Source organism: Pseudoxanthomonas sp., from assembly GCF_035999195.1.
In the GTDB taxonomy this organism is placed as follows: Bacteria; Pseudomonadota; Gammaproteobacteria; order Xanthomonadales; family Xanthomonadaceae; genus Pseudoxanthomonas_A.
Genome location: NZ_DASYGY010000009.1, coordinates 1,613,741 through 1,627,797, shown reverse-complemented (window position 1 = coordinate 1,627,797; position 14,057 = coordinate 1,613,741). Strand labels below are relative to the sequence as shown.

Below are 14,057 nucleotides of genomic sequence, written 5' to 3'. Positions count from 1 at the left end.
TCACGTCGCTCCTACAGCAGTGCCTGACGCCGGAAACGACGACGGCGGGCCGAAGCCCGCCGTCGTGATCGTGCGTGGTGCGCTTGGCGTTACTGCGACACCGGCTGCGACGACAGGCGCGCTTCGGCGTCGGCGGTCAGCAGGCGGTTGATGTCCTGCACGTCGGTTCCGTCGAGCGTCCCGGCGGCCTGTTCCAGCAGCAGGCGGTTCTGCAGGAAGTTGTAGCGGGCCTGCGCATACTCGACCTGCGCCTGGAACAGCGTGCGCTGGTTCTGCAGCACGTCCAGCACGGTACGCGTGCCGACTTCCAGACCGACCTGCGAGGCATCCAGCGCGCTCTGCGCGGAGAACACCGCCAAGCGGCGGGCTTCCACTTCGGTTACGCCGGCGACCAGCGCCTGGTAGGCGTTGCTGGTGTTGCGGATCAGCGCGCGGCGCGTCTGCTCCATGCCGTCGGCCGCGCGGTCGCGCTGGGCCAGCGCCTGGCGCACGCCGGACTGGGTGGCGCCACCGGAGAAGATCGGGACATTGAGGGTGATGCCCCAGTTGTAGCCTTCGTCATCCTGGGAGATGCCGGGGCTCAGCGGACCGTGCACAGAGTCCCACGCGGTACCGTTGGAATAACCGCCGCGGAAGTTCAGCGTGGGGTAGTGGCCGGCGCGCGCGCTGGACACGCCATGCTGCGCGGACTCCAGCACGTATTCGGCCGACTTCAGGTCCGGGTTCTGCTCGAGCGCGCGGTCCACCCACGCCTGTGCGTTCTGTTCCGGCGGAAGTTCCGGACGGAAGTCGTCCGGCAGGCCCTTCAGGCCGCTGATCGGCTGGCCGGTGATCTCGGCCAAGGCGCGGTAGCTGTCGTCCAGCGCATTGCGGGCCAGGATGGTGTTGGCGCGCGCGCTGTCGTACTGGGCACGGGCTTCATGCACGTCGGTGATCGGCGCCAGGCCCACATCGAGGCGCTTCTGCGCGTAGTCGAACTGCTTCTTCGACGCGGCCTCGTTGGTCTCGGCGGCGGCCAGCGACTCGATGCCGATCAGCACGTTGAAGTAGGCGGCCGAGGTGCGGGTGATCAGCGTGTTGTTGGCCGAGGCCAGGTCGTAGTCGGCGGCCTGGCTGATGGCGCGCTGGCCGCGCAGGTTGGCGATGCGGCTCCAGTCGAAGATCGTCTGGCTGACGTCCACGCCGTAGCTGCGGCTCTTGGTATCGCCGATGTCGATCTGGCCGCCGTTGCCGTCGTTGACCAGGTTGCCCGGGCGGCTGCTGTGGTTCAGCGAATAGCCGACGCTGCCGCTGACCTGCGGCAGCAACGCCGCACGCGCCTGCACCGCGCCTTCCTTGTCGAACAGACGGGTGGCCTCGGCGATGGACAGCTGAGGATCGCCGGTGCGCGCCAGCTCATAGGTCTGCATCAGGTCGGTGGCGCCGGCCGCGGACGGCAGGGCCAGGGCGAGCGCGAGTACGAGGGGGCGACGGCTCATGCGGGGTTCCTTGTTTAATCTTCAGAAGACGAACTGGGGCGCCGGTGCGGCGCCGACCAGGTAGGGGAGGTCGGTTTCGAACAACGATTCGATGCGCGCGCCGTTGACGTCGTTGACATGCAGTACGCCTTCCATCACCGGCGATGCGCCCTGCACGACGAACAGGCGGCCGCCCGGACGCAGCCATTGCAGGAAGCGCGCGGGCACGGTGGCGACCGCGCCGGTCACGCAGACCACGTCGAAACGGCGGTCGCTGTCCCATGCCAGCGCATCGGCGGTTTCGATGCGCACGTTGCTGCCCAGGCCGGTGGCATCCAGGCGCGCACGCGCGGCCTCGGCCAGGTCGGGATGGATCTCGAGGCTGACCACCTCGCGCGCCAGGTGCGCCAGGCAGGCGGTCAGGTAGCCGCTGCCGGTGCCGATTTCCAGCACGTCCTCGTTGGCCTGCGGCTTGAGCGCCTGCAGGGTGCGGCCTTCGATCACGGGCTTGGCCATGACTTCGCCATGGCCAAGCGGCAGCGCCAGGTCCGCGTAGGCCAGTGCACGGTGCGCGTCGGCCACGAAGGCCTCGCGCGGCAGCGTGGCCAGGGCGTCCAGCACGCGCGCGTCCAGCACGTCCCAGGGACGTACCTGCTGCTCGACCATGTTTTCGCGGGCCTGGGAGTAATCGATCGTCATGGGGGTGGTCATCCGACGCGGAGGGCTGGGCCGGGCATTTTAGCGGGCTGGCCCCGTCCGCGCTGGGCAAGGATCGCGGCACGCACGCCGGCGGACGCAGTGCCGGAAGTCACCGCAACCTCCGTCGCCCGGGGCGGCGCTTCAGATTCAGCGGCGGCCATAGGCCCTCAGGAACATGTCCACCGTGGCGTCGACATGCTGGCGGGCATCCATCGGCCCGGGCCGGCTGCACAGGCCGCAGGTCATGCGGGCATGCACTTCGCCCTTGATCAGGGAGAAGAACTGCACGGAGGCGGTCGCCACGTCGGGAATGTCCAGTTCGCCCTTGGCCACCAGCGCCTGCAGCATCGCGGCGAACGCATCGTGCGTGCGCTGCGGGCCGGCGTCCCAGAAGGTCTGCTTGAGTTTGTCGTCGATGTTGCCCGGCACCATCATCATGCGGTGCGTGCTGATGGCCTCCTCGCTGGTGATCAGCGCGAAGAAGGCCTGCGCGATGTGCCTGAGCTGGTCGCGCAGGCTGCCGGTCAGTTCGAGCTCGAACAGCGTGTCCGGCAGCATTTCCTCGCACTTGGCCTTCACTGCGGCGGCGAACAGCGCGTCCTTGTCGCCGAAGTGGCTGTACACCGTGAGCTTTGAAACGCCCGCCTCGGCGGCGATCTGGTCCATGCTGACGCCGTTGAATCCCTCGCGCGCGAACAACTGCTTGGCGGCTTCGAGGATGGCGGCGCGCTTGCCCAGGTCCTTGGGGCGGCCGGGACCGCTGGCAGCGGGCTTGGCGGGGGACTTGGGGCGGCTGGCGGAGTGGCGTGGACTGACCATGCTGTAATACTAGACTACCCGGTTCGATATTTATACTATACCGCCAAGTCCATTAATTGAAATCGCAACGGAGCGGTCATGCGCCAGACGCGCTGGAACGGAGTGTTCGCAATCGTGCTGCTCGGGCTGGCCGCCTGCAGCGAGGAGCAACCCGCGGAAATGCCACGTCCCGCGCTGGTCGTGCAGCCCGGCGGCGGCGCCGGGGCCGCGCTGTCGGCCTACGCCGGCGAAGTGCGGGCACGCGAGGAAAGTCCGCTGGCGTTCCGCGTCGGCGGCAATCTCGTCCGACGCAACGTGGATGCCGGTGCCCGCGTTCGCAAGGGCGAAGTGCTGGCGGTGCTCGATGCCGGCGACTTCGCGCTGCAGGCACAGGCCGCGCAGGCGCAACTGGCCGCCGCCGAAGCCGACCTGGTCCGCGCGCGCGGCGACCGCGACCGTTACGCCAAGCTAGTCGGCGACCGGCTGATCAGCCAGTCCGCCTACGACGCGCAGGTCGCGGCCTACCGGGCCGCCGAAGGCCAGGCGCGTGCCGCGCGTGCGCAGATGGACGTGATGCGCAACCAGGAAGGCTATTCGCAACTGCGCGCCCCGCGCGATGGCGTGATCGCCAGCCGCCAGGCAGAAGCCGGGCAGGTGGTCGCCGCAGGCCAGACGATCTTCACCCTGGCCGCCGACGGCGGTCGCGAGGTCGCGATCGGTCTGCCGGAGAACCGCATCCGCCAGTTCAGTGTCGGTCAGCCGGTGATGATCGAGCTGTGGAATGCCCCCGGCCAGCGCCTGCCCGGTGTCATCCGCGAAATCGCCCCCGCCGCGGATGCGCAGACCCGCACCTATGCCGCACGCGTCAGCCTGGTCGGCGACGAAGTGCAGCAGCAGGTCGAACTGGGCCAGAGCGCGCGCGTGTACGTGCAGGAGAGCGGCACCCAGGCGGCGCTGAAGCTGCCGTTGTCGGCGATCCAGCGCGGCGACGGCGACAGGACCACGGTGTGGGTCGTCGATCCGGCCAGCGGCAAGGTGCGTGCGCAAGCGGTGCAGTTGGGTCCCTACGGTGAGGCGTCGGTGCCGGTGCTGGGCGGGCTGAAGTCCGGCGACTGGGTGGTCGGCGCCGGCGGCCATCTGTTGCGCGAAGGCCAGGTCGTCGCGCCGGTGGATCGCAGCAACCGGCCGCTGGCGCTCGCTGCATCGAAGCCGCAGGAAGGATCGCGCTGATGGACGTGCCGATGAGTTTTCCGTACCCGTATAGCGCCCCTTCCCCCGCTTGCGGGGGAAGGTTGGGATGGGGGCAAAGCATCCGCGGACTTTCCGGAGAGATGTTGCACACGTTCGCCCCCACCCCAGCCCTCCCCCGCATGCGGGGGAGGGAGCTGATCGCCATCGCGGGGAGTCGCTGAGCCATGCGCCGCTTCAATCTTTCCGAGTGGGCGCTGACCAACCGCAGCCTGGTGCTGTTCGCGATGATCCTGCTGGGCCTGGTCGGCGCGTGGTCGTACCGCCACCTGGGCCAGTCCGAGGATCCGCCGTTCACCTTCAAGGCGATGGTGGTGCGCACGGTGTGGCCGGGGGCGACCGCCGAGGAAGTCTCCCAGCAGGTCACCGAGCGCATCGAAAAGGCGCTGATGACCACCGGCAACTACGAGTACATCCGTTCGTATTCGCGGCCGGGCGAGTCGCAGGTGATCTTCGCCGCGCGCGACAGCCTGAAGTCGCGCGACATGCCCGAGCTCTGGTACCAGGTGCGCAAGAAGGTCGGCGACATCCGCGCGACACTGCCGGCGGGCGTGGTGGGTCCGTTCTTCAACGACGAGTTCGGCGACACCTTCGGCAACATCTACGCGCTCACCGGCGACGGATTCGACTACGCGGTGATGAAGGATTACGCCGACCGCATCCAGTTGGAGCTGCAGCGGGTGGACGACGTCGGCAAGGTCGAACTGGTCGGCCTGCAGGACGAGAAGATCTGGATCGAACTGTCCAACACCAAGCTGGCCACGCTGGGCATCCCGCTCAATGCCGTGCAGCAGGCGCTGGAGGAACAGAACGCGGTGACGCCCGCCGGCTTCTTCGAGACGCCCACCGACCGCGTGCAGCTGCGGCTCAGCGGCGAGTTCACCTCGGTCGACGAGATCCGCGAGTTCCCGATCCGGGCCGGCGGGCGCACCGTCAAGCTGGGCGACATCGCCGAAATCACGCGGGGCTTCGCCGATCCGGCGGCGCCGCGCATGCGTTTCATGGGGCAGCCCGGCATCGGCATCGCGGTGGCGATGAAGGATGGCGGCGACATCCTCAAGCTCGGCGCGACGCTGGAATCCGAATTCCAGCGTCTGCAGAAAACGCTGCCGCTGGGCATGGAGCTGCGCAAGGTGTCCGACCAGCCGGCGGCGGTGGAGGCGTCGGTGGGCGAGTTCGTCCGCGTGCTGGCCGAGGCGGTGGTCATCGTGTTGCTGGTCAGCTTCTTCTCGCTGGGTCTGCGCACGGGGCTGGTGGTGGCGGTGTCCATCCCGCTGGTGCTGGCGATGACCTTCGCGGTGATGCACTACTTCGGCATCGGCCTGCACAAGATCTCGCTGGGCGCGCTGGTGCTGGCGCTGGGCCTGCTGGTCGACGACGCGATCATCGCGGTGGAGATGATGGCCATCAAGATGGAGCAGGGATTCGATCGCCTGAAGGCGGCCAGCTTCGCCTACGAATCCACGGCGTTCCCGATGCTCACCGGCACCCTGGTGACGGCGGCCGGCTTCCTGCCGATCGCGACCGCGGCGTCGAGCACCGGCGAGTACACGCGCTCGCTGTTCCAGGTGGTGACGATCGCGCTGGTGGTGTCGTGGATCGCGGCCGTGCTGTTCATTCCCTACCTCGGCGACAAGATGCTGCCCGACCTGGGCAACCCGCAGCCGCCGAAGCCGGGCTCGCTCGCTGCGCGCTGGCACGCGTTCCGTGCCGGCCTGGCCGACCGCTGGCCGCAGTACGCCGGCATGCTGGCGCCGAAGCCGCATGATGCGCACGACCACAATCCGTACCACACGCCGTTCTACCAGCGCTTCCGCGGCTGGCTGGCCTTCTGCCTGCGCCACCGCTGGGTGGTGATCGGCATGACGGTGGCGGCGTTCGTCGCCTCGATCGCGCTGTTCCGCTTCGTGCCGCAGCAGTTCTTCCCGGATTCGGTGCGTCCCGAGCTGATGGTCGACCTGGAGCTGGCCGAGGGCAGTTCGCTGAAGTCCACCGATGCGCAGGCGCGCAAGCTCGAGGCGCTGCTGGCCAAGCGCGAGGGCATCCTCAACTACGTGGCCTACATCGGCACCGGGTCGCCGCGCTTCTACCTGCCGCTGGACCAGCAGCTGCCGCAGGCGAACTTCTCGCAGTTCGTGGTGCTGACCGCGGACACCGCATCGCGCGAATCGACCCGGCGCTGGCTGATCGACGAGGTGGCGCCGCGGTTCCCCGAGCTGCAGTTCCGCGTGACGCGGCTGGAGAACGGTCCGCCGGTCGGCTATCCGATCCAGTTCCGCATCTCGGGCGAGCACATCGACCGGGTGCAGGCGATCGCACGCCAGATGGCCGAGAAGGTGCGCGCCAATCCGCATGTCGCCAACGTCAACCTGGACTGGAGCGAGCCCAGCAAGATCGTGCGGCTGCAGATCGACCAGGACCGCGCACGCGCGCTGGGTGTCAGTACGGCCCAGGTCTCGCACTTCCTCTCCGGGTCGCTGTCGGGCCTGAGCGTCAGCACCTACCGCGAGGGCAACGAACTGGTGGAGATCCTGCTGCGCGGGCCGGAAGAGGAGCGCACGCGGCTGGACCTGCTGGGCAGCCTGGCCGTGCCGACCGGCAACGGCGGCAGCGTGCCGCTGTCGCAGATCGCCAACCTCGAGTACGCGTTCGAGGACGGCATCATCTGGCATCGCGACCGCCTGCCCACCGTCACCGTCCGCGCCGACCTCAACAACGACGACGTGACGGCACCGACGGTGGTGGCGCAGATTTCGCCGACGCTGGACGACCTCCGCGCCACGCTGCCGCAGGGCTACCTGCTGGAGACCGGCGGCACGGTGGAGGATTCGGCGCGCGGGCAGAAGTCCATCGCCGCCGGCATGCCGCTGTTCCTGCTGGCGGTGACCACGCTGCTGATGCTGCAGCTTCGCAGCTTCTCGCGGATGGCGCTGGTGCTGCTGACCGCGCCGCTCGGCCTGATCGGCGTGACGCTGGCGCTGCTGGTGTTCCGCGTGCCGTTCGGTTTCGTCGCGATGCTGGGCACCATCGCATTGGCGGGCATGATCATGCGCAACTCGGTGATCCTGGTGGACCAGATCGACCAGGACATCCAGGCCGGCCACGACCGCTGGCATGCGGTCATCGATGCCACCGTGCGCCGCTTCCGGCCGATCGTGCTGACCGCCCTGGCGGCGGTGCTGGCGATGATCCCGCTGTCGCGCAGCGCGTTCTTCGGGCCGATGGCGGTCGCCATCATGGGGGGGCTGACGGTGGCCACGGTACTGACGCTGTTCTTCCTGCCGGCGCTGTACGCGGCCTGGTTCAAGGTACGGCCGGAAGAGGACGCCGCGCGCTGAGCGACCCGGGCGGCGGGGGTTCAAGAACCCCCCCGCCACAGCCGATACTGAGGAGGTCGAAGCTCCTCCGGACCGTGTGCCCGCCGTGCGCTGCCTGTTCCTCACCGGCCTGAGTCTGCTGGTCCTGCTCGTCGGCGCGCCTGCGTGGGCGCTGGATCCCGCGCGCAAGGTCGACGAGTACACGATCGCGCGCTGGACGATGGAAGACGGGTTGCCGCACAACCTGGTGCATGCCATCCAGCAGGATGCCGACGGCTATCTGTGGACGGGCACGTGGGAGGGCGCGGCGCGTTTCGATGGCCGCCGCTTCACGGCGTACGACGGCGGCAGCGTGGCGGGCCTGGAGATCGAAGGGGTGCGTGCCATCGCGCCGCATCCGCAGGGCGGGATGGTGCTGAGCCTGGGCCGCGTGGGCCCGGGCGTGCTGCATTTCCGGCAGGGACGCTGGCAGCGTTTGCCGGGCCCGGCCGGCACGCTGCCCGACGTGTCGGTGCTGCGTTTCGGACCCGACGGCGTGTTGTGGATCGGCACCGACCACGCGCTGTTCCGGCGGGAGCCCGGCGGCGAGCTGCAGGAGATCGAAAGCGCCGGCGCGCGCCTGGCCAACGAGCGCGTGCTGGCGATCCTGCCGTTGCCGGACGGGCGCGCGCTGGTCGGCAACCGCCATGGTCTGTTCCGCATCGGCGGCGGGCGCGCCACCGCGTGGGGGCGCGAAGCGGGACTGCCGGAGACGTCGGTGCTGGCGGTGCAGCCGTCGCGCTGGGGTGGCCTGCTGGTGGGCGGCAGCGCGGGCGTCTGGCGGCTGGAGCATGGCCGGGCGCAGCAGATCACCGGCGAGCGCGTGGAAGCGATGCTGGAAGACCGCAACGGCAACCTCTGGGTCTCCACGCTCGATGGCCTGCGCCGTTACACCCAGGGACGCTACGAGACGCTGGGCGAGCGCGAGGGTCTGTTGGGGCGTCTGGCGCCTGGGCTGTTCGAAGACCGCGACGGTCTGCTGTGGGTGGGCACCACCAACGGGCTGTACCGCATCTCCGACGGGCCCGTGTTCGGCCTGGGCCGCAGCAGCGGGCTGCGCGACATCTATGTGCGCGCGATCATCGAGCGCCCCGGGCAGGGCGTGTGGATTGGCCATCCGATGGGCGTGGACGCGTGGCAGGCTGGCCAGAGCCGTGCGGTGCCGCTGGCGTTCGACGGCAGGTCCGACCCCTCCGTGCTCTCGCTGGCCAACGCACGCGACGGCGGCCTGTGGATCGGCACCTACGACCAGGGCGTCATCCACCTGCCTGCCGCAGCCGAAGGGACGCAGGCGCGCCCCTGGCGCCTCGACGAGGCCGGCGGCCTGCCGTCCAATCACGTGCGCGCGCTGCTGGAGCGCGCCGACGGCTCGTTGTGGATCGGCAGCAACGAAGGTGTGACCGTCTACCGCGAGGGTCGCATCGCACGCCATTACGACGCCAACGATGGCCTGCCGGACGGCAACGTCTACGTGCTGTACGAAACCGCCCAGGGCGTGTTGTGGATCGGCACCAGCAACGGCATGGCGATGATGCGGCGCGACGGCACGGTGCGCCGATGGACGCCGATGTCCGACTTCCCGGCCGTGGCGGCGTTCGACTTCCTCGCCGATCCCGACGGCAGCCTGTGGATCGCGACCGATCGTGGCCTGCTGCATTGGCGCGATGGCGCGTTCGTGCAGTTCGACCACCGCCAGGGCCTGCCGAACAACCGCCTGTTCCGGTTGCTGGAAGACGACAACGGTGACTTCTGGGTGTCCAGCAACCGGGGGGTGTTCCGCATCTCGCGGCCGGCGCTGACGGCGGTGGAGAATCGCCACCTGGCGCGACTGCCGGTGGAGGCCTTCACCCACGCCGACGGATTGCCCAGCAGCCAGGCCAACGGCGCCTCCGCGCCGGCGGGCTGGCCGATGCGCGACGGCAAGTTGTGGTTCGCCACCGCGAACGGCGTGGGCGTGATCGATCCCGACGATGCGCGCCGCCAGCGCACGCAGGGCGTGACGCTGGTGATCGAGTCGGTGGAAGCCGACGGTCGCGTGCTGCCCCTGCAGGCGGGATACGCGCTGGCGGCGGACACGCGCCGCGTGGTCATCCGCTTTACCGGACTCAACCAGCGTGCCCCGGAACGCCTGCGCTACCGCTACCGGATGGTTGGTTTCGATCACGACTGGGTCGAAACCGACAACGGCATCGCGCACGACGCCATCTACACCAATCTCCCGTCCGGGAAGCTCCGCTTCGAGGTGCAGGTGATGAACGCGCCGGCGGACTGGAGCAGGACCGAAGGCCGGGTGATGCGCTCGGTCGAACTGGACAAGGCCGCGCCCTGGTGGCTGACGGCGTGGGCGATGACCGCCTACCTGGTGCTGGCGGGCCTGCTGGGCTGGAGCGTGCTGCTGCTGGCGATGCGCCGCCATCGCCAGCGCCAGCACCGGCTGCAGGCGCTGGTGGACGCGCGGACGTCGGAGTTGAGCGAGAAGAATGCGCAGCTCGAACAGGCAGGGGCCGCGAACGCGCAGCTGCTGGAACAGCTGGCCTACCAGGCGCGCCACGATCCCCTGACCCGGCTGGCCAATCGCCGCGCCGGCGATGCGTTCCTGGCCGAAGCGCTGGACACCAGCCGCCGCGAGGGACGCCCGCTCTGCGTCGCGCTGCTCGACATCGACCACTTCAAGACGATCAATGACCGCTACGGCCACGCCTTCGGCGACGAGGTGCTGTCGCGGATCGCGGCGCTGGCCGAACGCCTGGCCGGTGGCCGCGACGACGTGCTGATCGCGCGCTGGGGCGGCGAGGAATTCCTGGTCTGCCAGCAACTGCCCTGGTCGACGGCGCGTGCCCGCCTGGAAGCGCTGCGCGAAGGCATCGCGCAGGCCAGCATCGACACGCCGGACGGCGGCGACCTGCGCTGCACGGTCAGCATCGGCGTGGCGGAGCTGGAAGCCGGCCAGGACATGCGCGACCTGCTGCGTGTCGCCGACGAGCGCCTGTACCGTGCCAAGCAGCAGGGACGCAATCGCCTGGTCCCCGGCTGACCGGTATCGGGCGCGCAGGCGTCGCGCTGTCCTCTTGCTCCCGCGGTCGACGTTTATCGGGACACGCCGCCCTGCCTGGTGCGGCGCACAGGGGGCACGATGGAGTGGGTTCCAGCCTGGCGACCCTGTCCGCGCTGTGGATGTTGAGCGTGCTTCTGCGCAGGCGTCGCCGCCACCCGCGTCAGTCGCGCAGCTCCGCCACGTAGCACTGGGCCTGCATCTGTTCCAGCACGGCCTGCGTGGCCGCCTGGGTGGACACGCCACGCCCACCGGTCGCCAGGTCGTTGGTGAACACCTGCGCGTTCAGCGCGCCGTCGACTGCACGCTCGATGCAATCCGCTTCTTCGTGCAGGCCCAGCGAATGGCGCAGCAGCAGGGCGCAGCTGAGGATCGTCGCGTAGGGATTGGCGATGCCCTTGCCGGCGATGTCCGGCGCGGAGCCGTGGATCGGTTCGTACAGGCCGACCTTGCCGTCGCCCAGCGAGGCGGACGGCAGCAGGCCCAGCGAGCCGGCCAGCATCGAGGCTTCGTCGGTCAGGATGTCGCCGAACATGTTCTCGGTGACGATCACGTCGTACTCGCGCGGCTTGGCCAGCAGGTGCATCGCCATCGAGTCGACCAGCTGGTGTTCCAGCGTGACATCGGGAAACTCCTCGCGGCCGATGCGTGTGGCGACATCGCGCCACAGGCGCGAGGTTTCCAGCACGTTCGCCTTGTCCACCGACACCAGGTAACCGCGGCGCTGCCGGGCCAGCCGGAAGGCACTGCGTACCACGCGCTCGATCTCGGTGACCGAGTAGCTGCACAGGTCACTGGCGCCGCGCGCGTCGCGGGTCTTCTCGCCGAAGTAGATGCCGCCGGTCAGTTCGCGCACCACCACGATGTCCACGCCGGTCAGCAGGTGCGGCTTGATCGGCGAGGCATTCAGCGCCGCCGGATGCGGCCGCACCGGACGCAGGTTGGCGAACAGGCCCAGGCCCTTGCGCAGCGCCAGCAGGCCCTGCTCGGGGCGTACCTTTGCATTGGGATCCGACCACTTCGGTCCGCCGACCGCGCCCAGCAGCACCGCGTTCGCCTGCTGGCAGCCCCGCAGCGTCCCCTGCGGCAGCGGTTCGCCGTGGCGGTCGATGGCGATGCCGCCGATGTCGTATTCGTGGAAGTCCAAGCTGTGGCCATGACGGCGCGCCAGGGCGCGCAGCACGGTGACGGCGGCGGCGGTGACTTCGGGGCCGATGCCGTCCCCGGGCAGTACGGCGATGTCAGCGTGCATGGCGGGTAGCCTCGTAGGTTTCGATGTCGGTATGGCGGGCCAGCAGGTAGCCCAGTTCGTCCACGCCCTCCAGCAGGCAGGTCTGCGCGAAGGCATCCAGCGGGAAGCCGAAGACGGACCCGTCGGGCGCGCGCAGTTCGCGCGCCGCGACGTCGATCGTCAGCTCGTCGTCTGGCCGTTCCATCAGCGACTGCACGATCTCCTCGGGCAGCACGATGGGCAGCAGGCCGTTCTTCAGGCTGTTGTTGCGGAAGATGTCGGCGATCTCGCTGCTGACGATGGCGCGCAGGCCCAGGTCGGTCAGCGCCCACGGCGCATGCTCGCGCGAGGAACCGCAGCCGAAATTGCGGCCGGCCAGCAGGATGCGGCGGCCCTGGTTCTCGGGCTGGTTGAACGCGAAGGCCGGATTCGGCGACCCATCCGCCTGCCAGCGCCAGTCGTTGAAGGCGTGCCTGCCCAGGCCGGCGCGCTCGGTGGTCGAGAGGAAGCGCGCCGGGATGATCTGGTCGGTATCGATGTTGGTCTGCGCCAACACCACGCTCTTCGAGCGCAGTTCGCGGAACGCGGTCATCACGCCACCTCCTTGCGCGCGTCGAACAGCTCGCGTGGATCGCTGACGCGCCCGTTCACGGCCGCCCACGCAGCGGTCAGCGGCGAGGCGAGCAGCGTGCGCGCCCCCGGCCCCTGCCGGCCCTCGAAATTGCGGTTGCTGGTGCTCACCGCCAGCTGGCCGGGCGCGACCAGGTCGCCGTTCATCGCGATGCACATCGAGCACCCCGGCTCGCGCCATTCCGCGCCCGCGTCGCGCACGATGCGGTCGATGCCCTCGGCCTCGGCCTCGCGCTTGACGATCTCCGAGCCGGGCACCACCAGCATGCGCACGCCCGTCGCCACCTTGCGGCCGCGCAGCACGTGCGCCACCTCGCGCATGTCGCGCAGGCGGCCGTTGGTGCAGGAGCCGACGAACACCACATCCACCGGCGTGCCCGCCACCGCGTGGCCGGCCTCCAGCCGCATGTAGTCCAGGCCCTTCTGGTCCGCCGGACCGGCGGGCGCCGGAATCGGCGCATCCACCGCGATCGCGGTGCCCGGATGCGTGCCCCAGGTCAGGGTGGGACGGATCTCGGCGGCATCCACGCGGACGTCCGCATCGAACACCGCGCCATCGTCGCTGCGCAGCGTCCTCCAGTAGGCGACGGCCGCATCGAAGGCGTCGCCCTTCGGACCCCGAGGCGTCTTCGCCACCCAGTCGAACGTGGTCTGGTCGGGCGCCACCATGCCGGCGCGCGCGCCGGCCTCGATCGACATGTTGCACAGGGTCATGCGCTGCTCCATGTCCAGCGCCTCGATCGCGCTGCCGCGGAACTCGATGACATGGCCGGTACCGCCGTTGACGCCGATCATGCCGATCACGTGCAGCACGATGTCCTTCGCGCCCACGCCGGGCGCGAGCGTGCCGTCGACGGTGATGCCCATCGTCTTCGGCCGGCGCTGCAGCAGGCACTGCGTGGCCAGCACATGGCCGACCTCGCTGGTGCCGATGCCGAAGGCCAGCGCACCGAACGCACCGTGCGTGCTGGTGTGGCTGTCGCCGCAGACGATGGTCATGCCGGGCAGGGTGAAGCCCTGCTCGGGCGCGATGACATGGACGATGCCGCGGTTCGGCGACGCCATGTCGAACAGCTCGATGCCGTACTCGGCGCAGTTGCGCGCCAGCGTCTCCACCTGCGTCTCGGCCGCCTTCGTGTAGTAGGGCAGCTTGCCGTCAGCGCCGGCGGGCAGGGTGGGCGTGGAATGGTCCATCGTCGCTTTCGTGCGGTCCGGGCGGCGCGGCGACAGCCCGCGCGCCTTCAGCTCGGTGAAGGCCTGCGGCGACGTGACCTCGTGGATCAGGTGCAGGTCGATGTACAGCACCGCGGGCGCGGCGTCCGTCTCGGGGACGACGACGTGGGCATCCCAGAGTTTGTCGAACAGTGTGCGGGGTGAGGTGGCGGGATTCATCAAATGTGTCCGTCATGCCGAGAGTTGCAGTGGTGCGGCCCCTTCCCCCGCACGCGGGGGAAGGTTGGGATGGGGGCAGCAGGAAACCGCCTGTGTCGGGAGGAAGGGGAGTCGAGTGGGGAAGGCCGCTCTGCACTCGATACACGCGTGGCTCGAATACACGCGCGGCTCCGGTTCGCCCCCACCCCAACCCT

At 69.5% G+C, this 14,057-nt stretch carries 9 protein-coding genes; 3 read left to right on the top strand and 6 right to left on the bottom strand.

Annotation, left to right across the window (positions count from 1 at the left end):
• Nucleotides 1–89: 89 nt before the first annotated feature.
• The 3 genes from VGN58_RS14705 to VGN58_RS14695 all read right to left on the bottom strand — a co-directional run bounded on the left by VGN58_RS14705 (nt 90) and on the right by VGN58_RS14695 (nt 2,975).
• Nucleotides 90–1,478: a TolC family outer membrane protein gene (locus VGN58_RS14705; protein WP_327483923.1), complete on the bottom strand. Its 1,389-nt coding sequence runs from the start codon at nt 1,476–1,478 to the stop codon at nt 90–92.
• A 21-nt stretch (nt 1,479–1,499) separates the two neighbouring features.
• Nucleotides 1,500–2,156 carry a protein-L-isoaspartate O-methyltransferase gene (locus VGN58_RS14700; protein ID WP_327483922.1) on the bottom strand — a complete coding sequence of 219 codons (657 nt, stop codon included), beginning with the start codon at nt 2,154–2,156 and terminating at the stop codon, nt 1,500–1,502.
• A 147-nt stretch (nt 2,157–2,303) separates the two neighbouring features.
• On the bottom strand, nt 2,304–2,975 hold the full coding sequence (locus tag VGN58_RS14695; RefSeq protein WP_327483921.1) for a TetR/AcrR family transcriptional regulator: 672 nt from the start codon (nt 2,973–2,975) through the stop codon (nt 2,304–2,306).
• A gap of 78 nt (nt 2,976–3,053) precedes the next feature.
• On the opposite strand from VGN58_RS14695, the gene VGN58_RS14690 reads away from it, so the two are divergent.
• From VGN58_RS14690 to VGN58_RS14680, 3 genes are all read left to right on the top strand, one after another.
• Nucleotides 3,054–4,184 (top strand): efflux RND transporter periplasmic adaptor subunit, encoded by a 1,131-nt coding sequence (locus tag VGN58_RS14690; RefSeq protein ID WP_327483920.1) that lies wholly within the window; start codon nt 3,054–3,056, stop codon nt 4,182–4,184.
• Between the two features lie 185 nt (nt 4,185–4,369).
• Nucleotides 4,370–7,540: an efflux RND transporter permease subunit gene (locus tag VGN58_RS14685; RefSeq protein WP_327483919.1), complete on the top strand. Its 3,171-nt coding sequence runs from the start codon at nt 4,370–4,372 to the stop codon at nt 7,538–7,540.
• A gap of 85 nt (nt 7,541–7,625) precedes the next feature.
• Complete coding sequence (locus tag VGN58_RS14680) at nt 7,626–10,592, top strand: two-component regulator propeller domain-containing protein (protein ID WP_327483918.1); 2,967 nt, start codon at nt 7,626–7,628, stop codon at nt 10,590–10,592.
• A gap of 181 nt (nt 10,593–10,773) precedes the next feature.
• Here VGN58_RS14680 and leuB read toward each other — a convergent pair whose 3' ends face one another.
• From leuB to leuC, 3 genes are read right to left on the bottom strand one after another with little or no spacing between them, the layout of a single operon-like run.
• Nucleotides 10,774–11,862 (bottom strand): 3-isopropylmalate dehydrogenase, encoded by a 1,089-nt coding sequence (gene leuB / locus VGN58_RS14675; protein ID WP_327483917.1) that lies wholly within the window; start codon nt 11,860–11,862, stop codon nt 10,774–10,776.
• Complete coding sequence (leuD, locus tag VGN58_RS14670) at nt 11,852–12,433, bottom strand: 3-isopropylmalate dehydratase small subunit (protein ID WP_327483916.1); 582 nt, start codon at nt 12,431–12,433, stop codon at nt 11,852–11,854. Before leuD ends, leuB begins: the two co-directional genes overlap by 11 nt.
• Nucleotides 12,433–13,863, bottom strand: coding sequence for a 3-isopropylmalate dehydratase large subunit (gene leuC, locus VGN58_RS14665; protein WP_327483915.1), 1,431 nt, complete (start codon nt 13,861–13,863; stop codon nt 12,433–12,435). Before leuC ends, leuD begins: the two co-directional genes overlap by 1 nt.
• Nucleotides 13,864–14,057 lie beyond the last annotated feature (194 nt).